Raw genomic sequence first — 24,975 nt, 5'->3', positions numbered from 1 at the left:
CAAAATACGAGATCATCGATTTTCTGAAAGATGGCTACAACATTCTGACATTTGGATACATCTGCCGTCAACTTTACACAGAACTTTGTCTCAAGAAAAAAAAGATTATGAAAGTATTTATAACTGGAGCTTCGGGCTTCATAGGTTCAGCAGTTGTTCAAGAAATGATCGATGCGGGACATCAAGTATCTGGTTTAGGACGCTCAGAAAAATCAGCAGAAATAATCACCAATTTAGGTGCTCAGGTAATCCGTGGCGATCTTGTTTAAAACAAAAACCAAACTTTCGCCCCTGGAATTTCGAGCGGGCTTTCGCTAAGTTAGTGAAAGCTAACCGTGACCATCGAATGGCCGTTGGATTCAGTAAAACGGTCCATCTGGACATGGACATTATAATTTTAGGGGCGGAGATCAAAAAATAAACAGCAGACCAAGCAATAGTATTATCAGGTCTGCTGTTTGAATCAACAAAGCTTATTTTTCTTTATGATCTTTAATTGTATCTTTAATCGCTTTAGTTTCTTCGGCGGTCTTTTCACTTATTTGATCTTTATACTTATCAAATTCATTTGAGACCTTATCAGCCACATGGCCTGCTGTTTCGCTAATCGAGGAAGACACATGATCATACTCGTCTTTCACTTTATCGGCTACTTCTTCGTATGCGTGTTTTGCCTGTTCTTTGAGGTCCCTTGTTTTTTCCTTGATTTTTTTCCGCGTTTTTTTTCCACTATTCGGTGCCACTAATAGACCGACCAATGTACCAACTGCTGCTCCCGCCACCATTGCGAGAAGTAATCCCGTTGAATTATTTTTTCCGTCGCACATCTTTAATTTCTTTAGACAATCGTAATTAAGCATATATTTCAAAATGATTATGTTGTTAAACTTATACAAGACCTAACAATAAAAGCAAAAGATTAGTTTGTCATATTTTAAATAATGTACAACTAGATTACAGTATCACATGAATCGAAAGGCACTAAAGATGAGTGTTCGGGAACGGCCTGGATCAAATAGATCTACTGGATTCGATTTTTTAGTTCTGACCCCAATTCAGTGTTGATTTTCTTTTGTTTGAAGTATTGAAAAATGACCGCAATAATAAAAAGTACAAAGAGGACAAGAAGGGTCTGTCCAATAATTGGATCATTTATATCCTTTGCCAATGGATGTCCGACCGGAACTCTGGTAAAGATCTCATTAACAGTAGGCACGAGCGACAAGAAAAAACTGAATGACCATAGAAAATTCTCAAAATACCGGGCCTTCGTACTACTTCTCTTTGTTGCGTGCAGCCAATACGCTACCGTGACAAGAACCAATATGAAAAGTGAAAAAACATGTCCAGCATTGAAGCCGCCCCGTTTCGAAATTCCTAATGCCGTAAGAGAAGTGATGGCTGTTGCATAAAAATATAACTTCCCCGATAATACTTTAAGATTGATCTTACCATAGCTGATAAATCCTAATACAGCGCCTAAAAGTGCTGTAAGATCAATAACTGTGTGGAAAACTCCTAAACCTGATAAATTCATTTTTTCTATTTTTAACGTTGATAATTTCAAAAAAATGTTCCTGTAATGTAAAGTCGTTGCCACGCTTTCACGGTACAATCCATGGAATAACAACCCTTTAATGGAACACTACAAAGTTGCAATAGAATCAGAAAAATGGTTTTTTGATTTCGTTCAAAGATTTGATGTTTTAGTTCAAAGAACAGGACTACAATCTTATTGGAGAAAACTTGGTCCCCTCGATAAAAATGGAATACCATATACAAGTCACCATTGGTTTTTAGTTGCTTTTAAGCTGTCGACGATAATTTGTTGGCGATATGTGGTATTTGTCACTAAAACTCTTTGTAAATGTTGCGAGGTCGTTAAATCCACAGTTAAAGGCAATTTCGGAAACACGCTGATCGGAAACCAAAAGGAGCTCTGCCGCCTTTTCGAGCTTCTTATTTTTGATATAGCTGGCAGGTGTATCCTGATATAATTTGGCAAACTCTCTTTTAAATGAAGAAACACTCAGATTATTCTGTTCCGCAAGCTGCTCAATGGTCAATTGGGAAAAGAGATTGGCTTCAATGATCTGTTTAAACGAATAGGTACTTGAAGAAAAAAGCTGTGATAATATCACCCGTATGACCGATGCGTTTCTCGTTTGGGAAAGGAGCAATATAATTTCTTTTAATTTGAGCACCAGTATATCTTCATTGATCAATGAAGGATTTTCAAAATAGAACAGCAAGCCTTCCACATATTTCTGGATCAGGAAATCATTGTCAATTTTTTCTTTTGATTGGTTTGAAATGATATTTTCAGGTTCAAGCAGCAACGAGGGCAACTCTCTATCGTAAACTTTCTTCAAGGTATCTGGATAAAAAGTGACGATTAACAGCTGACAATCTTGCCTTGGATTCACATCCTGGATTCGCTTTCCAGAATTAATACAATTCAGCAATAAGGAATAATGCTTCGCAATAGTTAGCTCTTCGTCATTTGCCTGGTATTGCATCCCCCCTTCGAGCACATAGAGGAAGCAAGCCTGTTCCGCTACTGGAAATTCAAATGTAAATGGTGCCTTCAATGCAATTTTTTGCATCATCGGTCTTCCAAATAGCTCATATTTTTTGTAATCATTTACCATTGTACCGCTCAATTTCTCAAATTTAACGATTGAGTTCTGTATAATTAAAAGGACGGTTGTGCAATAGAGTCTTATTTTTTTAAAATTTCGTTCAAATAGATTCATCCAATCGATGGATTATAAATTGGTTAAACACCTGTTGATATTAGTCTAAATTTACGTCTATTTTAACACCAAGATCTTTGCTGCTTGCCTTCAAAACATGATCTACCCAAATACATAACATAGACTGTTTTCCAGGTTTGTTTTGATCCCAGTCTTCTTTCCAGATAATGTCTATTGTTTTCCCGTGATAGTCTAAGTTTCCGAGGTAAAAATAATCCATTTTGCCAGCAGGTATCAGTGGCTGAACCTGAAAACTGTTGTGATGGGATGCCTTAAATCCAATGAGATCTGCTATGATCATGTCTGGATAGGTTGAATGAAAATAATCATTCTGCCCACCAAATTGCTCACCATCACTTGGTATATACCATTCACCGATATTTGGGTGGGCATAACCGTGAAGCCGTGTAAGCTTCATAATTTGTTCGTATAGGGTCTCTTTGTCCTGCACAGTGATTTGATTTTTATAATTTCTTAAATAGTTGCTGTATCCCTTATAGACGACCGAGTTTTGAAAAGGCCATCCTCTGCCATTCCAGGCATAAGCCTGCTCATTATAATAGGGATGTTGTCTTTCGGCCGTGGTCATTCCTTTATGGTTATTGAAACCTTTTTCGGAAGTAAACATCGTCCAAGCTACCTCATACTTTTTATTATCCTCATGCGGTATCATATTGAAATACCAAGGGGTATAACCAACGGATTCCCGCACCCGAGCTTCGTAATCCCGAACACCATAGGCATTGTCACCGGCTGTCAAGGTATTAAAAAAACCATCATCTGAATTCCAAAGTGTCCTGAGAAATTTCTGCTGTATTTCCTGGCTTCTGACCTTATAGTAATCTGCTTTCGCCTTATTCGTAATCGAAGGATGTTGTTGCTGTTCCAGTCTATAGAGATTGTACAATGCGTTGGTATTTCCGAAGGAATAACTTCCAACGGATGGGCGCACCAAATAAAAATCAGGATAACCTTTGGTAAAGGCCAATGGAAATTCCTTCGCCGCAGTCGTATTTGCAGCCTTGTCTGTCGTCCCCCAACCTAAATAAAGATCTCTCCATGTACTATCGGTATAAATAGCATAAGGTCCTTTACTTTCAATTAAGCCAAGTACCGCCGAAAGGCTGAATTCCATACCATCGTACAGATCCAGAATTTTGTACATGCCGTCGGTCTTCGCATTTGGATTTTTTACAGTGAATAGGCTATCCAAAAGATGCTGATGGCTCTCCATTGCGGGAAGCATCTTTTGTGTCCAGGCCTGATCGGGATGAATTTTTAAAAATGATTCAATACCATCGACCATCCAGCTGGAAAAATGAACACTTTCGGGCCTGCTCAAATGGGTCAAAAAATTACCGTTTTCCCGTTGATTTAATTTGGAAGCTGATCCAAGCATAAAATATTCGGCATAAGATCGAAGGTATTTTGGATCACGAAGCCAACGTACATCGTAAAACTGATGCGCCGTTGGGCAGGTAATCGCTCCACTCAAGGATCCCCAGGCGGGATACCCGAAAAACTCTGTTATAACCCAATATTTCTTTGAATCATGTGGATCATAATAATCCCGAAGATGCTTGCTGATCATCCACCAACGATAATTATACACGCGATTTAGGGTATCGTTGGAACTCTCAAAATACGGAATGTTATTGACTAAAAAGTCTTTGTTGTTGGATTCGTCAAAAGCGCCGTCCGATTTTGGCCGGTGCTCGTAAGCATTGAACTCTTTTATATTATCTGTTAGATTATTTTTCGCCACTTCCTTTAAACGATCAAGTTCAAGCTGATATATCGACTCCTGCTTCCCAGAAAATCCGCGGTTACTCGAACAGGAAAAAAGAACACCTAGAACCAAAAAGGCTGTGCTGCTTAAAACAATAGAATTTAAAAAAACGGAACGATGTTGTCTTTTCATATGGTTGTATGGAATAGAACTGGAACAAAGACCTAATCAACAGAATTTTTATGACAATTAAGCATGGTGGAACAAATCGACGTAAAATTGATACAATGTGTCATATTGCAACAACCGTATTTATATAAAACTCAAATATTCCCATTTTCACATAAAAAAGTATCTTTTTCATATTCTTTCTACTGCTGTTCTAAGCTACATTTGTTCCATAAGTAAACTTGACTCAAGAGAAGTAATTGCCGAAATGAATGGAGATGCCTATCTCATCATTTTAAATTTCTGAATTGATTCGATAAGAATACTGTAAAAAGAATCCTACAATACTACACTGAAAAACATTTTGTGGAACGATGCTGTCGTTCCACATTTTTAATGTATTAAACCGGTCTTTACCCCACCTTCTACGGCAGCCACTTTAGCTTGATCGCCGGCTTTTTCATGCTTAGTCTCCGGTAGTTCCTTCCGTTGTCATTTTAATTTTATGGATTGTACCATCTGGACGGTAATTTAAGGTATCTATGCATATCGAACGGCTAAAACTGCCTCCATCTGGATTAATTCCCCCATTATGATAAATGAAATACCATTGGTTTTTAAAAGGGACAATTGCCTGATGGTTCGTATTGCTATTGCCTGCTATTTCATTCAGAATTCCTTTATAGACATAGGGGCCATCGATCTTATCGGCCATGGCATAAGCGATCTTCTCCGGAAATTCCGTGGCATAACTCAAATAGTATTTTCCATTGCGCTTGTGAACCCATGGTGCTTCCGTAAAAGCTAGTCCTTCAAAATTCACTTGTTTTATTTCGCCATCAATCTCAACCATATTTTCTTTGAGCTTTGCGTAGTAACATTCGCGGTTGCCCCAGAAAATCCAGGCTTGACCATCATCATCAATAAAAACAGCTGGATCGATACAGGCCCAGGAATGGGAAGAAGCAAAACAGTCTTTGTTGGTCAATAAGGGTTTTCCCAATGCATCGCTAAAGGGACCTTCGGGTCTGTCTGCTACAGCGACACCTATTCCGGACCAATTGGAACTGATGTACCAGTAATATTTTCCATTACGTTCGGTAACATGTCCCGCAAATGCATCGCCGCTTTTTGCCCAGGTAAAATCACTTATGCGCAAAGACACGGGATATTCCGTCCAATTTTTTAAATCCGTTGTAGAATAAACGATCCAGTCTTTCATCTTATAGCCTTTCTGACCTCCTGCAAAGTCATGACCTGCATACAACCAAAGTGTATCCCCCTTAACTAATGCTGCCGGATCGGCCGTAAAATGATGCTTAATAATCGGATTTCCCTTTGCGGTAAAATGATACCGGTCATCCGCAGCCACAGGAGCTAGCAATTCACCAGGTACACCGCCCCATTTATTGTTCAGAAGACGAGACTCTTCCTTGCTGATTGAAATCACACTTCCATGTCGCGGATTAAAATTCTTATGAAAAGGTTCAGGTTTTGAAGAGAAATTAAAGAGATCATCTGTGCGCTGAAATTCGTATCTTCCATTCGCATACAAATCGTACATCAAGATATAATCGTTTGTTCCATTCAACTTAAAAAGGCTAGATCCTTCGACAACAACAGACGTGTCTGCGTAGGCATCGAGATACCGGAAGTCTTCTCTCCATGGTCCTTTTAAGGATTTACTTGTCGCCTGCTGAATTCCATTTTTTACTTCTTTTCCGGCAGCATCTTTTGTATTACCCTTAAAGAAAAAATGATATAGCCCATCTTTATAGACAATGTCGCCATCAATACCGCCAAATTTTGGACTGAACAATAAAGTAGGTTCCTTTTCAAAGCCACTAAAATCTTTATTCGCATAGGCCGCGTAAAAATCAAGTTTATCATTCTCATGCGATTTCACCGTAAAATACACCAGGTATTTTTTTTCAGCCGGATCGTAGATCGTCTGTGGTGCCCATACCCATTTTACGTTCTTAAATTTTTTAGGGTATAACTTTGCCAGGTCAACAGTATTGTGTTTCCAGTCCGTCAGATTATCAGATCGCATCAAAATAATACCCGGATTACTTCCCCACCCATTCTTTACCGTAAACATATCAGTTGCGACCATATAAAATGACTTTTTGTCCTCTCCCCTAAGGATGTGCGGATCACGAATCCCTCCCGTTTGGGATATATCCGCCGATGACAAAATAGGTTTATTGTTATTTAATGCAACCCAGTTTTGCGCATCCTGACTGACTGCAAATCGCAATTGCTCTTGTGTATTTTTATCCCCCGAACCTTCAAAATATGCAAAAAGATAACCCGCCGCATTATCTGCATTGTATATTTTTTGCGCTATGACATTGGTAAAACTCATTAATGCAATACTCAATACCCCTATTTGTTTTAGTTTCATGTTTGATCAATTTTTAGGTTTTTCTAAATGCTTATTTGCCGAGTAAACCTTCTTTATTACACCTTAACAATGGATTATTTAATGCACAAATTCCAAATTATCTTGATCGAAGGGATATTCAACACAAATTTAAATTTGCTCAAAAACACTTTTCCACGAAGCTGTAGAAGAATACGATACGAGGTTTACTTTTATTAATGTCAAATATACATTTATTATTTAAATAGGCGATATTTTTATGGTAAGTACCGTTTAAAACGGGACATTTTCCAGGGGTAAAAGTCTTGAATCCAAGATTGCTGCAGTACGATGCCCTATAATCTTCATATACGCTGGATTTTGTTCAAATGAAAAAAAATCGGACACACTTCGCTGTTTGATCAGCAGACAAATATCCCACTGCTCCTGATCGGGGCCTATCAGAAACTGGTCACCATGCCCAACAAAAAGTAGCTCACCGCCGCTTTCTTCCACAAAAGGTTTGGCTAGCTTTATATAATTCATGAAAGCATCGTATCCCGAAATTTCTTTGATTGGCGCAATCTCCGGAAAATTAGTATAGTCCGCGATTTTCCTCAACTGAATTAAATTGAGATTGACAATGGGGCCTTGGATATTTTTCAATGCCAGATTCCTTCCGGCTTCATAACTCGGATACAAATACGTCTTTCTTGCCATATCAATAGATACTTGTTGTTTCACTCACTTTACTCTTCAACTCAGTTGCAGCATGATGTACGACTCTTTTATAATCAATGATTTTGTCGTTTTCAAATGGAATAATAACTGCATTTTCAAACAGGAAATTTCCCTCGCCCAATTGGTTCCAATCCGCCTGTAAGTTTTGATTGTCAAATTGCCCCATGTTTAACATAAATCTAATTCTGTTGGAAAGAGCCGTTAAATTCAGGCTATCTGCGATATATGTTTTATTTTCGGCCCTATTGTAAATTGTTAACACTCCCATCAATGGTTTACTGTCCAAGAATTCGGCTTTCAATTGCTTTTTATCTATTTTGTTCATGTGTTTTTAAATTAAAATTATAAATCTCCACCCAATGACTTCAATTGCGCAGCAAAAATAAGGAGATCTGTTACGGCCATTCCGTCCAATAGCTTATTGGCGATGTGCTCAGCTGTAACAGTCGCCTCCTTTAAAATTCGATCACCAGCCGCCGTAAGCTTCACATAACTGACCCGGGCATCTCTATCATTGTGCTCTTTTACAACAAGCCCCATCTTTTCCATGGGGGAAATAATCCGTGTAATTCCTGAGGCTGTTAAACCGGTACTTTCAGCCAGATCAATTCGCCGTAGCCGGTTACCGGGAACCTGCCTTAAAATATGTAGGATCATAAAGTCTGTCAGACTTAGTCCATGCAAGCTCAACCCATCAAACTTTTTGGTGATGACAGATTGAACTTTTACAATGTTCAGAATCGTATTAATCGCGTTCATAGTATTATTGTTCTTGTTATTTGCATAATACTTGACAACTCAAGTATTATGCAAATATAATAGTTTTATTTAAATGGCCGAATAGAATAAAAGATTCTTCCAACAGCGCGGTTACACGACAGCGCAATAAATCTATTTACCTTACGAGAGAAGTTGGTTGGTATAAAACTACACTTAGGTGTAGCCTTGATTGACATAATCTATAATATTTTTGGACAAATTCTAATCGATAGGAGGCTAAAGCCAAAGATTTTCAGAATATGGAAAGGAAAGAATCCTCAAATATTAACAAACTTATTACCTATAACATAGTATAAACATGACAAAATGCAAAAACTGTGGGACAGATATAACGCTGAATTTCTGTCCGAAATGCGGACAGCCAGCGGTCCTTAAAAGAATTGATGCGCATTATATCGTCCACGAGATTGAACATGTCCTTCATTTCGAGCGCGGCATCTTGTACACGATTCGTGAACTCATTACCACACCCGGAAAAAATGTAAAAAAATATATTGCCGAGAACAGGAGTCGCCTAGTAAAACCCATTATTTTTATCATCATCACCTCGCTGATATACTCTGTAGTAAGCCATTTTTTTCATGTAAACGACAAATATGTGAGCTATTACGAATCCCAACATTCTACTACGGGTTCGATATACCTCTGGATCCAGGATCACTATGGTTACGCCAATATCATGATAGGATTGTTTATCGCTTTTTGGGCGAAACTATTTTTTAATAAATACGGTTTTAATTTTTTTGAAATTGTTATCCTGCTGTGTTTTATTTTGGGAATCACGATGTTGATCTATACTATTTTTGCATTAGTTGAAGGTGTAACACATACAGGTGTTATGGTACAGGCTAGCATCGTCGCTATGGTATATAGCGTTTGGGCTATTGGACAATTTTTCGACCCCTACAAAATACCCAGTTATTTAAAAGCGCTCGCTGTTTATATTTTAGGTTATCTGTCATTTACTGTTGTCGTGGTTATTATTGGTCTATCGATAGACTTAATTTTAATGAAAAGATAGGTTATCCTCCTTTTTCCGTCCTTGTGAAACCTTTTAAAATAACATGATGGGTAAGTTTGCGCTGTAAACTTACCCATCCTATTACTCGTTGCCTGTTACAGATTATTTCTCAGATATCCCTGAAAATTATCTTGAAACTGAAGGCCGGACCCCAGTCTATATTTACTTAATTTATTGTTGAGGGTAAGTCCCCATAAAACGAATTCAGTCAGAAAATGGAGATCTTCGGGTTTCGTTTCCGGTTGGTATTGCTGAATTAAAGCATGGATAGGCTTCACTTGATCCAAAACCTGCCCGTACGCCAAATCGTTGAGTTCATCAGATAATTCGATTCCTTCTGATTCCGAAAACCAACGAACAATATCATCGTAGGGATAACGCTCGTTTTCTCTTTCCAGTTTCTCAATTTTTGGGAATAAAATCGGGAAAAGGCTTTTAATCGCGTTTTCTATCAGCTGCACTGCAACGACACCCGCTCCTTCTTGCTCGCCTTCATAAACGAGCTCAACTTTGCCGGTTATCGCAGGCACAATACCCATAAAATCACTCAGCCGTACTGCAGTTGCTTGTTCCCCACTTCGGAGCATGCGTAATTCAGCGGTACTTAATAAGTTTTGAAATGCTGTAATGCTCATACGCGCACTCACGCCGCTCTTTTCATCAACATATTCACTATTTCGTGCTTCAAAGCTTATCTGCTCAATCAATTCCCTAGCCAGCTCCGGGACATATATCTGCTCCTTCTGGGCCGCTTCCAAGTTCGCCTCCTGCGCAGTAATTGCCTTTGCTATCTCAACCGATGCGGGGTAATGTGTAAGTATCTGCGATCCAATGCGATCTTTCAGCGGCGTCACAATACTTCCTCTATTGGTATAATCCTCCGGATTCGCTGTGAATATAAATTGTACATCTAACGGCAAGCGTAACTTAAAACCGCGGATCTGAATATCTCCCTCCTGTAATATATTGAAGAGGGCTACCTGGATTCTAGCTTGAAGATCAGGTAGCTCATTAATGACAAATATAGAACGGTTTGCCCGAGGAATCATACCAAAATGAATCACCCGATCGTCTGCATAGCTCAGTTTTAAATTTGCGGCTTTGATGGGATCTACATCACCGATCAAATCAGCTACTGTCACATCAGGCGTAGCCAGTTTCTCCACAAAACGATCACCTCTACCAAGCCAGCTTATCGGTGTATCGTCGCCTTTCTCCTTCAGCAACTCTATCGCATAACGCGATATGGGGTCAAACGGATCATCATTAATCTCTGAACCTTGAACCACAGGCACATATTCATCCAATAAGTTGACCATGAGCCTAGCGAGACGTGTTTTCGCCTGACCGCGAAGGCCCAAGAAATTAATGTTGTGTTTGGAAAGTATTGCTCTTTCAAGTTCTGGAATTACGGTATCTTCATAACCATGTACCCCATTGAACACGGTTTCACCCGTCTTTATTTTTGTAATCAGATTCTGACGCAATTCTTCTTTTATTGTTTTAGGTTTATAACCCGAAGTTTTAATGCACCAAATGTTGTAATCTTCGTGTAATCCATATATTCTTATCGTATTCTTTTTTTTCTATTTTCTTCGTAATCCTCAAAGATCATTTCACCTAGATCCCCAAGTCCCGTGTAATAAGCCTTCCCTTGATTTGAAGCTGTAAACTCGTCGACAAATTGCTGTAGATAAGAATCCGAAGCAATCATAAAGGTTGTAATTGGTATTCCCAACTTTCGAGCCTGCGCAGCCATACTATAGCATTTGCTGGTGATAAAAGGATCCAAACCCATAGGATTCTTATAGTAAGTGCCGTCCGGCATATTTAAACAGCTCGGTTTCCCGTCGGTTATCATAAAAATTTGCTTATTCGCATGCCGTTTTCGCCTGAGCAAGTCCATCGCTAGCTTTAAGCCCGCGACGGTATTGGTATGAAATGGTCCAACTTGCAAATAAGGAAGGTCTTTTATCGCGATAGGCCATGCATCGTTTCCGAAAACAATGACGTCAAGTGAGTCTTTCGGGTAACGGGTCAAAATAAGTTCTGATAAAGCCATCGCCACTTTTTTTGCAGGTGTGATCCGATCCTCGCCGTATAAAATCATACTGTGGCTGATATCGATCATCAACACTGTACTCATCTGCGACTTAAACTGTGTATCTTCTACGACGAGATCATTTTCGGATAAGGCAAACTCACCTATCCCATGATTGATCTGTGCGTTTTTCAAGCTCTCTGTCAAAACTATTTTCTCCAGGCTATCTCCGTACTGATAGTTTCTGAAATCGCCCATATTTTCGTCACTCCGCCCTGGTGATTGGTCTTATGATTGCCTGATTTTCCTTTCCTCATTTTCCCAAATATCTGGTCCAAGGCATGCTGACGCAAGGCTTTCTCCAACTTTGAGGTAATATCTACGCCACCTTCACCACCAAACTCCACTTTTTCCCTGATATAACCTTTATCCTTCAGATCCGCAACGAAATCGTCTATCGTATAGGCTGGAGTCGTCAGTTTGAACTCTTTATCCAATTGCCTAAGCCAGTCAATGGCTTCATCAAAATCACCAGAGGTATGGGTAATCAGTTCTTTGAAAATGTCAAATAATTTATCAAAAGGCGTTTGAAACGGCCCTTCATATTGTTTGAAAAGAAAACCTTTCCTTCGTTTCGTGCTTTTCATGCATTCCTCTTATTAGTATGAAGAAGCTATCCAACTCTTGTATCGGATGCTTCATAGTATGAATTTACGAAATAATAATTTTTGTGAGCACCGTATGTCCATTTAACTTCAAAAACTGGCTATAGTATGACGCATAAAAAATAATGTACACTATAATTAATAGCAGTCTTGTTTACTTAGCCCGATTTTTTGGGTGATAGCATAAAGCGCTATTGGGAAAGCGTAAAAAGCCACAGAGAATTGGTATTCTCTGCGGCTTCTTGATTTGGTTATTCCACAAATAGGATAGAATTACCTGAATAAGTACCAGCTTAATAGAGCAGTTCCAAAGTCGGTTTATTGGCGGCAGCTTCCCTACTACTAAAAGACATATCATTTGTAGAAGAGGTCGCAGCTGTATTTAAAAATAGAAAGGATGCTTTACGATCAGTGCCGGTCAGCAATCTGTTAATGGCCGAAGTGACGTCGATGGTCTGTAAACCTATCCCAGAAATAGGAATTTTACCGACAAGTACAGTATCCATTGGTGCATTGTTCCAATTAATGCTATTTTCCAACCAAGATGTCGTGGAGGTTGTATAAATATTAATAGTACGTTGTGGTGCTGTATTCACTCCTGCAACATACATTTTTAATTTTGCCGAACTCACTTTAGGTTTAGTAATCATCGAAATATCAAATTTAGTATATGCTTTACGTGCGTAAGATGTAGCGTCGGATTTGATGACAAGGTCAGTTGTAGTTCCATAATTTGTACTTGCATAGGTACCGTTGCGGACATAGGCATCGGCAAGAGAGCTTCCGGCATTGGCTACAACAGCATGCTGAAACGCTCCAACGTCTGGATTACCCAATGGCAGCGCGTTTCCAGCGAAGTCCTCGCCCCCATTGTTACTTATAAATACACCAGCATTAAGGGCGGCCGAACTGGAACCGACATCATAACCTTTTGCAGCTTCAAGGCCGTTTCCACCGATTGGATTGACAAATACCGGATCTTCATAGAAATTGTTGTTCCGCACGGTAGTTCCCCAGTTCAATGACGTAAATGTACTCGACGGGAATAAACAATTATTGTTAAAATTCAGTCCGTTATCGGCTTGGGTAGACAAACTACTAATGGTCGAGGTCGTGTAAAAAATATTATTTGAAAATGTTGCATAAGGCTTTCCTGAACTTACGCCATTCATGACGTTAAACAGGCTGGCGGTTGGATTTTTGATGTAAAATACATTATTATAAATCTCACGGGAATCGTATGTCGTTTTTTCGATCAAAAAGAGCTTTTTTAACCGTGTTGTACCGATATCGTTAACAGAAACGTTATAGCGAACTTTAATATTCTTAGACTGGTTCATAAAAAGCATAAATCCACCGTTGTTATCATGCGAATAATTGTATTCGAAAATATCTCCATCGGTTACTGAATTGGTATCATAGCCATCGGCATCGAACGCGACTCCATCGTTAGCGCCCCCGCCTGTCATACCGTAAACTTCATTATAAGCCACCAGCGTATTCAAGCTACCAATTGTCCAAATACCCGCATAATTTTCAGAGCCTGTGTTCATACATGCCTTATAGACCGTATTGCGTGTGATTTTACTTCCTCCCGTCACGCCGGACATAACGATTCCGTCGCCGTAGATATATTCAATCAAATTGTTATCGATAATAATATCTTTTGATCTTGCTGCCATAGCCCTATCGCCAGTGGTCCTTATCCCTTCAACGGAACAATTGGCTACGTGGCAACTTTGTACCAAAGCACCGTATATTTTACCGTCTAAGATAATCCCGCCAGAGCTTTTGTTATAATTGGTCTGTCCATCGATCGCACCATTGACGTCGTGAACATAACAATTTCTAACGAAGACATTGCTAATTGCTGTTCCTGCAGAACTGCCTCCAACCACGCGGATCCCCGTAGCAGCATAACTTGTTCCGCTTGGGATTGTATTTGTCAGTTCGAGGTTATTTACCTCAAAATAAGACACCCTATTGAGGTATAGTGCATTTGATCCGTTTCTCTTTCCACCACCGTTGATAATCGGACGAACATCGCCGCCATATTTATCTATAATAATAGGAGCCTCAGCCGTTCCCGAATTTTTCATATGCAACGTGTCATTCCATACGCCACCACTCTTGAACAAAATACGATCACCAGGGCCAAAAACCGAGGCATTAATTTTGGCCAGCGTTCTCCATGCTGCAGTTGTGCTCGTTCCTGTGCTATCATCGTTTCCGCTGGGATCTATATAGTAAGTATTACCTATACTTGCTAGATTTACCTTCGCTTTGTTTTTAGTGATGTCGGAGAATCTAGTTGAACAGACTTTTGGCAGCTCAATAGCCCAATGATTCCAATAGAAATCACCATCATAAATTTTCTCATAATGCTGTTTTTAGTTTATAAATGTTATAATTCTTGCAGACGTATTCCTTATTCCAACGAATACGAATTGTATAATTTGATTAATAACATTAAATTATAAATAACTTGCCAACCACAGGGGGTAAAATCTGAAATAAAGAGGGGTAAAATTTTAAATTAGAACCTGAAATAGACATTCAACATATTCTTTAAAAAAGAATATGCCACATAGCAAAAAACTAAGCAGCATATTCAATAAATATAGAAAACTGGATTGGTTTTTAATATTTATTTCCAGTTTGGATTTTGCACCAAATTTGGATTCTTATCTATCTCCGTTTGTGGAATTGGGAACCAATAATTCTTTGCTGTAAATATGCGCTTTTGATAAACTGAGCGTTTGAAAAATGCTTTGGGGTTAGATTCATTGTCATCCTTTTCTGTACCAGAAAAATTCATACCATAGAAATTTCCATTTAACACAGCTTCACCAATTTTCCAGCGTCGCACATCTCGGTAACGGATACCTTCATTATTTAGTTCTACCCGTCGCTCATCTCGGATTGCTTTACGCATTGCCTCCTGCGAAGATGGTACTGGTAAAGCATCTTTTCCTACACCATATTGTGGTACACCTGCGCGCACCCTTATCAAATTGACATACTTTAATATATCAGGATGATTAGCGTCGGACTCATTTAATGCTTCGGCATAGTTCAGATACACTTCGCCCAGTCGATAAAGTATTCCTGGTCTATAGGGATTTGTTCCATTGCGGGGGTCGTGATCTGGATGGACTTTCTTACGTACAAGGTATCCATTTTGTGGGGCGTCATGCGTAGGTCCCCCATCCCAGTTACCACTATAGAATTCGGTTGTCCGATTTTCTCTTCTATACCAAGCACCATTATACAGAACCGAAATATAAAATCGTGGTTCACGATGGGTATACATATTATAAGTGCCTTCCAAAGTCACCTTTCCGTTTCCCTGAGACTCAGCCCAGCGTGTATTTCGCACTTCTGCGGCCTTTGAGAACCCTTTTTCCTGATATCCCGATAATGGGTCATCAATCTTCCGACCATTCTCCATGAAAAAGGCATCCACTAAGGATTGTGTAATTCCCAGTCCCCCGTTTCCCCCAGTACCTCTTGGTTGTGCGTGCCTATCATATTCCCAGATATTGCAATCAGGACGAGCAAAAAGAATCTCCTCGTTCCCATCTTGAGGTCGTCTAAACAACATATTTTGATAAGATAGAAACGGATCTATAGACCCATCTGCATTATACTCAATATATAATTTATGACCGGCTGATTCTGCTTTTTCCACTAGTAATTTTGAGGCCGCTGCTGCAGTTTTCCATTTATCTACACTATAATTTCCATTGAATATCGTTTCTCCCTTATTATTAACGAAACCGGTGTATGCCGTGTTACCATTGACTAACGGGCTTGCAGCAAATAATAGAAGACGAGCTCTGACGGCCAAGCACATAATAGAGGTCGCGCGACCATATTTCTGGGCAGCACTATATTTAGCGGGTAAAATAGCAGACAAATCCAAGAGCTCCTTTTCAGCCCATTGCACCACCTGATCAAATGGGGTCTGTCCAATCATCAATTCTTCGGCCGATGCATTCGGATCGGTCAATCCAAGATGAAACGGTATAGCACCATAGGTTTCGAGCAGAAGGGTATAATAATAAGCGATCATAAAGCGAGCTTCAGCTTTCATGAGGTTTACTTCCTCCTCGGTCACCAACTGTGCTGGATTTGGTTTTACATTGTCCAGAAAAATATAAGCTGAACGAATACGTTTGGGAATTTCCACCCAATAATTAGGATCCCATGAAGTACTGGGATTCCAATTACCGGTCTGCATCCCTATAACAGACCAACCAAATTGCTCCCAGCCCGTAGATGGTGCCATATCATCCGAAAGTGGGTCCCAGCCAAGTGTACGGGTATTTCCCCAATATGGATCTGGTACATTGCTGTATATTCCTGCCAGCCAGTCTTCTGTTCTGGTTTTGTCTTTAAAAATCATATCTAAAGTAAGCTGATCATCAGGGCTTTTGTCCAAATATTTCGAACAAGAGGTCGCTGTAAAACCCAGCGCAACAAGCAGTAATATCCGGGTAATATTATATTTTATAGTCTTCATTGTATAGGTTATTTCTATTTAAAATTCAATTCCAATCCCATGGAAACAGATTTCATGATCGGATAGCGCATACCATTATTAACCCCAAGCTCTGGATCCCAAAGCTTAAAATCACTCACTGTCAATAGATTATTACCACGCAGAAATATTCTAAAATTACGGATAGCGAGATGATCAAGAATTTTTGATGGTAGGCTATAGCCCACTTCAATATTACGTAGTCTTATAAAACTCATGTCTCTAAGCCACCAAGTGGAGGCTAAATTATTATTCGCACTTTGATAGTCAGAAAGCCGCGGATAAAAAACATCCTGTCTAGGATTATCCAAGGTCCATCTATCGGAAACATTGTCGAAAATATTGCCCATTGCTCCATTGGCACTTCCGGGAATAAAATTTGAACCACCAATGATCCTGTAGGTACGGGAGACTCCCTGAAAAAAGAAACCGAAATCAACAGCTTTGTACCTTAGGTTGGATCCGAAGCCAAATACAATCTGTGGATCCTCCGTTCCACCGATAGCAGTTCTATCGAGGGCATCTACCACGCCATCACCATTCAAATCCCGATATCTGATATCACCTGGACGCACTGGTCCAAAAGTATGTTTTGGTATATCTGATCGAAGAGTACCATTAGCAATATCTGAAAAATCTGCATCCGTAAATAGGCCTTCGTCAATAAAGCCAAACAATTGGCCGATCGGCTTTCCGGTAGAAGACCTTGAGGTACCGATCACTGCGCTAGGTTCGTCCTGTTCTAAAATCTTGTTTAAGGCATAAGTAAATGTGCTGCGAACAGAAAGGAATAGATTTGGATTTAATTGCCTGTTCAATTCAAGCGACATATCAATACCTTTATTGTTTACGCGTCCGAAATTTGCCCAGGGTGCATTGGTAAAACCACTCGAACCGGGTATAGAACGACGTTGCATAAATATATTTTTCCGGTCCTCATGAAATAAGTCAAGCTGAAATTCCAGTGCTTTCCATAAGCCTAGTTCGAAACCGATATTGGATTTAGCAACTGTTTCCCAAGTAAGTCCACTGTTACCTTGATCACCTTCCATGCGACCACTGCGTTTAAAATCGTTATTTAGTCCCCACGAATATCCACCGGTCTCATTAATGGTTGTGATATAGGCAAACCGACGACCATCTAACTTATCATTCCCCACCAATCCATAAGATCCGCGCAGTTTGATTTTGGAAAATGTATTTTTAAGATGTTCCATAAAAGGTTCTTCGGAAATATACCAGCCTAAAGCAAAGGAAGGAAAGAACCCATAACGTTTTCCTGGAGCAAAGTTTTCGGATCCATTATAACCAAAATTAAATTCCCCAATATATCTGTTGCTATAATTGTACGAAAATCTACCTGCGATTCCTTGATTCCGATAAGGCAAAAGATCTCCATTATCGTAATTTCGCTGATTGTATAAAAACATTCCCTCTACGTTATGGCCACCAAAAGATTGAACATAGTTAATAGCTCCCTCAAGATACATGCTCTTATCACCCCAGTCTGAATTTTTTTCATAGCCTAAAAATTCCTGTCCATAACTATCAATGACTAACTTTAATTTTCCATTTTCGTCCCTTCCGATAGCTGGATTATAGTAATCGGGGCTTTTACTCCTAACGACCGACGTGTTAGAATATCTATCAAAGGAAAAAAGCCCCCGAGCCTTTAATCCCTTCAACCAAAACGATAAGTCCTGTTCTACGGCAAATAAAGATTCGATTTTACTCGCGCTAATACGTTCGTACCCGCGTTGAGTTGCCAATGCCCAGGGGTTTGTCCGCTGGGGTGTCCGAGGTATTTCGCCAGAGGAATAGATGGTAGGATGTACATATGGAGGGATCGTGAAAGCCTCCTGAAATAGCTCATCAACACTTTGGGGAGCTCTTGTTCTATCCTGGAGATATCCGCCAATATTCAACCGGAAGAGAGTGGTTGGACTCACATTGATATCTACATTGGAGCGCACATTATAACGGTTTAACCGTGAAGATGAATTCCATGCCTGTTTTTCATCGCGTTCAATCAATCCACCTTCCCGATAATATGAAGTTACTAAGGAATAACGCAAAATATCAGATCCCCCATTGACACTAACATTCGCCCGTGAATTTCCAGCTTGGTCCCGAAGTACTGCGTCCAACCAATTGACATCCGGATAGAGGTCTGGATCCGTATGATTACGGATATTTTCAATCCGCTCTTTCGAATATAAACCTTGCTCCCCACGTTCCTCCCGAATGCTATTCATTACCTCCAAATAATCAGCCGCACCAACAAATTTAGGTAGCTGTACTGGCGATGTGATTCCCTGCTCAAAACGAGCAGAAACATTGGGTTTACCTACTTTTCCTCTCTTTGTATTGATCAAAATCACTCCATTTGCCCCCCTTACACCATACACTGCACTTGCTGCCGCGTCCTTCAATATCGAAAACGATTCGATTTCTTCGGGGTCCATATTGTCCAAAGACCGCTCCACACCGTCCACAAGAATCAATGGACTTCTGCTTCCACCGAAAGTACTGATACCTCGTATCCAAAAGTTTGAATTATCGTACCCCGGTTCTCCAGATCGCTGTACAGCAATGATACCAGCAAGTTGTCCTGCAAGATTGTTACTCATAGAACGAGATGTTCCTATTTGCAAGCGTTTGGGTTCTATCGTCGTGATCGCCCCTACCACAGAGGCACGTCTTTGGGTACCAAAACCTACGACAACGACCTCGTCCAGTGCGCTAATACTATCCGCTAATATCACCGTATATTCTCCGTTTGATTTGAGGGGTACACGCTGACTCACATAGCCGACAAGACTAACCATGAAATAACTGTCCTGTGGATCAAGCTTGAGTGTAAACTGCCCTTGGTCATTTGTTGATGTTCTATTTTTGCCGAGGCCTGTGGCGACAGTAGCATTTGCCAAGGCCGTCTGTCGCTTATTAAACACCCGGCCCGCAATGACGCGGCCTTCTTGTTTTGAAGCTTGTTGAAGACCACGTTTCACAATAATAGTATTGTCATTTAACGTGTAAGAGATCTTTAAACTTGAAAAGATCTTATCTAGAACAGTCAATATCGGCTGCTCTCTAAATGTCATGGATATACGCTTCGAATCGTCGATGTCATTTGGGGAATAAATAAACTTTAAACCGGTTTTGCTATTTAACTCTTTAAAAACCTGCTTTACCGGAATATTATTAAAGTCGATTGTTATGTTTTTCTGTACATCAAAGATTGGCTTGGCCGAGCTAAATAACCAGACAAGGCTGCCAAAAAAAAGGTACAAAAAATTGCGTGCAAACTTATTTTGTTTGCGGGATGTCATAAGTAATTTATACATTTGAAAATTGATTAATAATTGATCACATGTGTCCTAAATAAATTTTAGGAGTCGTTTTCTGTGTTACAACCATTGATTTTTTGCTCATTTGAATTTTGACCCCTACTTTTCATTCCGTGAAGATGTTCAGCTGTCCATTTTTTCCTTTGACCGGAGGCCTGACAAATGGATCATCTATCCATTTCCAGATGTTTATTTTCACGAAGATATTCATTCTGATAAATGCCACAAGATTGGAAAGATTCCAATCATATTTGGCCTTCTTTTGGAGGTACTTTAACAGTAATATGCCGATCAGTGAAGTCCAGATCTGTATCATCACTGCATTTTCAGAAGTCCCTATGAATGTCGATACTTTTAAGCGCTGCTTTAGATGCTTGAAGAAGACTTCGATATGCCAGCGTTGTTTATAGATGTTTGCCACCAAAGAAGCCTTCCATTTAGTATTATTGGTCAAAAAGTGGTACTCATTACCAGTGGTGCTGTCCCAAAAGTGGACCAGGCGTAACGGTTTGGAATTGTATTTATTGCAGGCAGCACCGGAAAGCTCAATGATCTCATCTTTAATGATTCCCTTTTCCAAGAGTGCTTCACTCTGATATGATTTGATAACCTTGTAATTCATGTTGGTTTTACTCCTGGTAACGAAATAACAGCCCCTGCTGTCCAAATCCCCAAGCCAGCTGTAATCCACGTAGCCACGGTCCACTACCACCACGCTTCCCTTAGAAAAACTGTAACTACCGGCCCGCTGGCTCTCATGTACTTTTCCATCGGTAATCTGCATAAAAACAGGCAGGCAGCCATCATAATCCAGAACGGTGTGCAGTTTTACCGCACCTTTGGTGCTCCTGAATTTAGCCCAGTCAAATACAGATAGACATAAGGGGATGATGCTGGCATCCATCAGATATACTTTACGCTTTAGCTGACCAAGATCTTTGCGAAAATGGGTGTCCTTTTGCCAAAGCCTATCCAAAACAGAATAGTAAAGATCTTTGAAAAGTTCATGGGTACGGTGTGTGTTGATATAGGATATATTAGACTTACTTGGAGCTCTTACTACACCTAAGTGGTTCAGATTACCAGTGGTACTGCGTAAACCGTTACTAATATCACGAACCGAATCTGCCGAGGAAAAATGACAGAAAAGCATACTGACTAGATGCGTCCAGCTGTTGATCCCTTTCTGATGTTTGTCACTTTTGTGCTTTGAAACCAAATCTTTGAATAATTCGCGGTCGATAAGAGATAAAATCTGACTAAAAACGTTTAAATTTATCATGGCGGTGTGTTATAATTTTGCGATTTAAATATAGCAACTTTGCTATATCTAAACACCGCCACTTTTTAAACGTTTAGGACGCAAGTGATAATTGATCATTACCAAAAGCCGTAAAGGCGCGATTAGGAATGTAGCAGCATTCCTAATTTTTTATGGGTTTGCTTCTGTTACATATATTGTTCCTTTCCTTTCTATATAGTTTATATTATTAGTCATCTTAATGATCGCCAAGACCTCGCGGATATTTTCATACCTGCTAATCATTCCTGTAATGGGAAGTCCTGCAATTTTCGGATCTATAACGATTCGAATTCCGTACCATTGCTCAAATTCGGGGACAACTTCAGCGAACTTCTCATTATCAAAATAAAACAGTCCTTTGCGCCAGGCATTTGCTTTTTCGACATTTTCGGATTGAATAAGTAAGATTTTAGGTTTATCTTTTTCCAAGAAAGCCTGTTTGCCCCGGCTTAATAAACACCTGTGTTCCATAGCGATTATGCGTAAGACGAATACTCCCTTCTGTAAGCAATACATTTTCTTCGGAATTACCAGATGTATTTACATTGAATTTTGTTCCCAATACCTCAATGGTCTGCAAGGCGGAGTGAACTGAAAACGGAATCTTTTTACCCCCAGTATATTGTTTATGAACATCAAAATAAACCTCCCCAGTAATATGGACAGAACGATTATTCTTATTAAAATCGGGATCAAGTTCAATTGTTGCCAAGTAATTAAGCCACACCTGTGTGCTATCGTTCAGTAAAACCGAAAATACGTTTCTCGAAGGATTTTCTATACGCAGTTTCCCAAAATCTGTCCCTTTGGAAACTGTGCTTAGTGCGAGTACTTTTCATCATTGATAGTTGTGTAATGAGCTCCTTGTGGTAAGGTATCTAATAGATCAAACCGTTTTTCCTTCCCGATTATTAACGACGGATTATGATTAGCGACATGAAGAACTCTGTCGCTTATTTTTGAATTATCGATGAGCTTATAGGATATAAATATTCCAAAAAGAATCAGGATGCTTGCTGCAGCATAGCCTATTTTGAGTATATGAAAACTTAAAGTACGCTTTTTAATACGATGATGAACCTTGTCTTTAATCTCCTCTCCCACGCGGTCCATATCATTTTGTCCCTCTCCCTCTCTGTCCATTGCATCGTACAAGTATTCAACAAATTGTCGTTCTTGAGGATTGGTATCTCCCGAAATATACCGATCGAGAAGATCTTTTAATACCGTGCGAACATGACGTTTCCTTTCAGACATATAAGATGGTTTATATTGGTTCCTTTCTTATATGTCGTTGTGACTAATGATAATTCCCAAAAAAAAATTAAAAAAATATAAAAAGAATTTTTTGGATTAGAAGTTTAAGTGTATTTGTTGTATTAAGCAATTGATTTTGAACAGTTTTTGTCGACAAACCTAATAATTTCGCAATTTCCTTAACAGTTTTATCCTCATTGTAGCGAAGCAAGAATATTTCTCTACGTTTTTGTGGCATACGTGCAATCCAGTTATGCAGCATTGATTCCAATTCAGTTTGAATATAGTTGTCATCGGCAGTAGATCCATCGCTTAGCTCTTCAACCATTGTTTCTAATTCTTCAAAATACCTCTTTTCCTTTCGAAACCTGTCAATCACTTTGAAACGGACGGCTTGGCAAAGGTAATGATCAACATCTTGTATTGTTTTGCGATGCCGTTTCTCCCATAAATCAATGTAAAGATCCTGAATAACTTCTTTTGCTGTACTTTCATCTTGCAGGCGTCTGAGCGCAATTTCATACAATTTTTTCCAAGTTCGATGATACAGTTCGTCAAATGCATCTTCATTCGACTCCTTCACCAAAAGAAAAAGATCCTCAAGACTACTATTGCACATAACTGAAGATTTATATTGTTGAGAAATTAAATGTCGGTTTAAAATTGATCGATGCAATATATAAAATCTAAACGGAACTTCCTATACGTGCCATAGGACAGGAATAAATTCGAATCGACACAAAATATGTTCACTACGATATTAGGGTAACCAATAGAATTATACCAGCGGGAGATAATTCTGAATAATTTCTTTTAAGCAATCCGTAGCCATAACCTGTCGAATCTTTTTCAAGAATTGCTTCATCTAAATCAAGAAAATTGAATATTTTAGCTAACAATGACAAGCCCTTAAGAACAATACGATATTATGGAAATAGATCAGTATATCAATACACTTTCGGAAACGGAGCAAGAGGTCATCCGTCAATTCCGGAAAGCGATAACAGAAAATGACAATACCGTCTCTGAGAGCTTCGGAAAATTCATGTCAAACCCTAATGCAATTAGCTTTAATGAACAGGGCGTATTTAAATACGGGCTAACAGTCGCAAAGAATTACATTTCATTCCATTCCTTGGTTATCTATACTAACCCCGAATTAATGGAAGAACTAAAATTAAAATTACCCAAGGCTAAATTTCAAAAAGGCTGTATTAATTTCAAAACATTGGATGAATTTCCCGCATCCGTATTGGCAGAACATATTCAGGCTTCATCCAAAATAGATTTTAGCCCCATGATAAATCGTTATTTGAAAAAGAAATAAGTACCTGGTCAATTCCCAGCATTCTATTTATTCACTTTTACGCGCAACAATAGCATAGACCATCGGAATTTTATTTCCCAAATGGGCTATTCTGAATTTTTTAGGATCTAGTTCTGTCATGTTTTTAAAAATGGGATAAGGTGAATAGTCAAATTCGTTCAGGTCTTGAATGTTTAGCCCATGATGAAGTAAAGCTCCAACGACCTCGCTCATACTATGATTCCAGGTAACATAGGACTGCGAAATAGCTGCATCTTTATCGGCATAGGTTCCCTGCTCGGTTTCAACAATTGGAGCAACATTAAAATAATTATAGCCAATTTTGTCAAAATTATCATCGAACATCCAAACAACTGGATGAAACTCGACAAAAACAAACTTCCCTTTCGGTTTCAAGAAACGTGAAATTATTTTCCCCCATTTATCTAAATCCGGTAACCAAGTAATCGTTCCATAGCTGGTAAAGACCAGATCAAATTGTCCGTCAAGATGATTCTCAAGCTCATACAAATCACAACAGATAAACTGTACATCTGCATTCGTTTCTTTCGCAATTTCTCGGGCACTTTCAATCGCCTTGTCGGATAGATCAACACCAGTAACTTTGGCACCAAGTCTACTCAAAGAAATTGTATCCTGTCCGAAATGACATTGTAGGTGTAATATTTTTTTTCCGCTGATATCACCCAATAAGGCCAATTCGATTGAATTTAGCGAAGTCTCCCCTTTTAAAAATCCTGCTAGATTGTAAAAGTCTGATTTTAGATGTGTATCTGTTCTATTATTCCACGAGTGTTTGTTTATTGCGATGTAATTTTCTTCTAGATTCAAATCGTTCATTTGGTTTTTTATTAAACGGTTAATTACCGACTAAAGTACGCTAAAAATTGAATGCTATCGGATTCATCTTTTCCCCAATTTAAAAATAA

23 protein-coding genes are annotated in these 24,975 nt (G+C 39.3%); 3 read left to right on the top strand and 20 right to left on the bottom strand.

The genetic code is table 11. From position 1 onward, the window contains the following. Positions 1-107: 107 nt before the first annotated feature. Positions 108-269, top strand: coding sequence for an NAD-dependent epimerase/dehydratase family protein (locus DTA23_RS09470; protein ID WP_112374540.1), 162 nt, complete (start codon positions 108-110; stop codon positions 267-269). A gap of 204 nt (positions 270-473) precedes the next feature. On the opposite strand, the gene DTA23_RS09465 is transcribed toward DTA23_RS09470, so the two are convergent. The 8 genes from DTA23_RS09465 to DTA23_RS09430 form a co-directional block, all read right to left on the bottom strand. Then, positions 474-827: a YtxH domain-containing protein gene (locus DTA23_RS09465; protein ID WP_112374539.1), complete on the bottom strand. Its 354-nt coding sequence runs from the start codon at positions 825-827 to the stop codon at positions 474-476. Between the two features lie 194 nt (positions 828-1,021). Then, the gene (locus DTA23_RS09460) at positions 1,022-1,537 is read right to left on the bottom strand and encodes a hypothetical protein (RefSeq protein ID WP_112374538.1); all 516 of its coding nucleotides are present in this window, start codon (positions 1,535-1,537) and stop codon (positions 1,022-1,024) included. A 259-nt stretch (positions 1,538-1,796) separates the two neighbouring features. Then, entirely contained in the window at positions 1,797-2,756 is a 960-nt protein-coding gene (locus tag DTA23_RS09455) for a helix-turn-helix domain-containing protein (protein WP_256603248.1), read from the bottom strand. A 40-nt stretch (positions 2,757-2,796) separates the two neighbouring features. Continuing rightward, positions 2,797-4,677, bottom strand: a complete 1,881-nt coding sequence (locus tag DTA23_RS09450; RefSeq protein WP_112374537.1) for an MGH1-like glycoside hydrolase domain-containing protein — start codon at positions 4,675-4,677, stop codon at positions 2,797-2,799. 442 nt (positions 4,678-5,119) lie between these two features. Next, the gene (locus DTA23_RS09445; protein ID WP_112374536.1) at positions 5,120-7,060 is read right to left on the bottom strand and encodes a family 43 glycosylhydrolase; all 1,941 of its coding nucleotides are present in this window, start codon (positions 7,058-7,060) and stop codon (positions 5,120-5,122) included. Positions 7,061-7,312: 252 nt separating this feature from the next. Then, the gene (locus tag DTA23_RS09440) at positions 7,313-7,738 is read right to left on the bottom strand and encodes a DUF1330 domain-containing protein (RefSeq protein ID WP_070568634.1); all 426 of its coding nucleotides are present in this window, start codon (positions 7,736-7,738) and stop codon (positions 7,313-7,315) included. Position 7,739: 1 nt separating this feature from the next. Further along, positions 7,740-8,084: a GIY-YIG nuclease family protein gene (locus tag DTA23_RS09435; protein WP_112374535.1), complete on the bottom strand. Its 345-nt coding sequence runs from the start codon at positions 8,082-8,084 to the stop codon at positions 7,740-7,742. A gap of 17 nt (positions 8,085-8,101) precedes the next feature. Beyond that, a complete protein-coding gene (locus DTA23_RS09430) occupies positions 8,102-8,518 on the bottom strand; it encodes a MarR family winged helix-turn-helix transcriptional regulator (RefSeq protein ID WP_112374534.1) in 417 nt (138 codons plus the stop codon). Positions 8,519-8,837: 319 nt separating this feature from the next. Here DTA23_RS09430 and DTA23_RS09425 point away from each other — a divergent pair, with 319 nt between their 5' ends. Then, complete coding sequence (locus DTA23_RS09425) at positions 8,838-9,560, top strand: DUF3667 domain-containing protein (protein WP_112374533.1); 723 nt, start codon at positions 8,838-8,840, stop codon at positions 9,558-9,560. A gap of 95 nt (positions 9,561-9,655) precedes the next feature. Here the strand turns inward: DTA23_RS09425 and DTA23_RS09420 are convergent, their stop codons facing one another. The 11 genes from DTA23_RS09420 to DTA23_RS09375 all read right to left on the bottom strand — a co-directional run bounded on the left by DTA23_RS09420 (position 9,656) and on the right by DTA23_RS09375 (position 23,338). Beyond that, complete coding sequence (locus DTA23_RS09420) at positions 9,656-11,047, bottom strand: sigma 54-interacting transcriptional regulator (protein ID WP_256603245.1); 1,392 nt, start codon at positions 11,045-11,047, stop codon at positions 9,656-9,658. A gap of 80 nt (positions 11,048-11,127) precedes the next feature. Next, positions 11,128-11,859 carry a vWA domain-containing protein gene (locus DTA23_RS09415; RefSeq protein WP_370445079.1) on the bottom strand — a complete coding sequence of 244 codons (732 nt, stop codon included), beginning with the start codon at positions 11,857-11,859 and terminating at the stop codon, positions 11,128-11,130. Then, positions 11,811-12,248, bottom strand: a complete 438-nt coding sequence (locus DTA23_RS30305) for a vWA domain-containing protein (protein ID WP_370445078.1) — start codon at positions 12,246-12,248, stop codon at positions 11,811-11,813. The genes DTA23_RS09415 and DTA23_RS30305 overlap by 49 nt, the downstream gene beginning before the upstream one ends. A 311-nt stretch (positions 12,249-12,559) precedes the next feature. After that, entirely contained in the window at positions 12,560-14,365 is a 1,806-nt protein-coding gene (locus DTA23_RS09410; RefSeq protein WP_112374531.1) for a CBM96 family carbohydrate-binding protein, read from the bottom strand. 548 nt (positions 14,366-14,913) lie between these two features. Beyond that, entirely contained in the window at positions 14,914-16,791 is a 1,878-nt protein-coding gene (locus tag DTA23_RS09405) for a RagB/SusD family nutrient uptake outer membrane protein (protein ID WP_112374530.1), read from the bottom strand. A gap of 14 nt (positions 16,792-16,805) precedes the next feature. Further along, positions 16,806-20,156 carry a SusC/RagA family TonB-linked outer membrane protein gene (locus DTA23_RS09400; protein WP_204990715.1) on the bottom strand — a complete coding sequence of 1,117 codons (3,351 nt, stop codon included), beginning with the start codon at positions 20,154-20,156 and terminating at the stop codon, positions 16,806-16,808. A gap of 109 nt (positions 20,157-20,265) precedes the next feature. After that, positions 20,266-21,441, bottom strand: coding sequence for an IS4 family transposase (locus tag DTA23_RS09395; RefSeq protein WP_112374444.1), 1,176 nt, complete (start codon positions 21,439-21,441; stop codon positions 20,266-20,268). 150 nt (positions 21,442-21,591) lie between these two features. Then, complete coding sequence (locus DTA23_RS09390) at positions 21,592-21,891, bottom strand: FecR domain-containing protein (protein WP_172462365.1); 300 nt, start codon at positions 21,889-21,891, stop codon at positions 21,592-21,594. Continuing rightward, positions 21,878-22,207: a FecR family protein gene (locus DTA23_RS09385; protein WP_256603498.1), complete on the bottom strand. Its 330-nt coding sequence runs from the start codon at positions 22,205-22,207 to the stop codon at positions 21,878-21,880. The genes DTA23_RS09390 and DTA23_RS09385 overlap by 14 nt, the downstream gene beginning before the upstream one ends. A gap of 74 nt (positions 22,208-22,281) precedes the next feature. Beyond that, the gene (locus DTA23_RS09380) at positions 22,282-22,719 is read right to left on the bottom strand and encodes a hypothetical protein (RefSeq protein ID WP_112374527.1); all 438 of its coding nucleotides are present in this window, start codon (positions 22,717-22,719) and stop codon (positions 22,282-22,284) included. 67 nt (positions 22,720-22,786) lie between these two features. Then, positions 22,787-23,338 (bottom strand): RNA polymerase sigma factor, encoded by a 552-nt coding sequence (locus DTA23_RS09375; protein WP_112374526.1) that lies wholly within the window; start codon positions 23,336-23,338, stop codon positions 22,787-22,789. Positions 23,339-23,647: 309 nt separating this feature from the next. Between DTA23_RS09375 and DTA23_RS09370 the strand changes: the two genes are divergently transcribed. Beyond that, the gene (locus DTA23_RS09370) at positions 23,648-24,046 is read left to right on the top strand and encodes a DUF1801 domain-containing protein (protein WP_046675924.1); all 399 of its coding nucleotides are present in this window, start codon (positions 23,648-23,650) and stop codon (positions 24,044-24,046) included. Positions 24,047-24,073: 27 nt separating this feature from the next. Here DTA23_RS09370 and DTA23_RS09365 read toward each other — a convergent pair whose 3' ends face one another. Then, the gene (locus DTA23_RS09365) at positions 24,074-24,886 is read right to left on the bottom strand and encodes a class I SAM-dependent methyltransferase (protein WP_239468702.1); all 813 of its coding nucleotides are present in this window, start codon (positions 24,884-24,886) and stop codon (positions 24,074-24,076) included. Between the last annotated feature and the right edge of the window lie 89 nt (positions 24,887-24,975).

Origin of the sequence: Sphingobacterium multivorum, from assembly GCF_900457465.1 — a bacterium.
Lineage (GTDB): Bacteria > Bacteroidota > Bacteroidia > Sphingobacteriales > Sphingobacteriaceae > Sphingobacterium > Sphingobacterium multivorum.
This window is presented reverse-complemented; position numbering and strand designations above follow the sequence as displayed.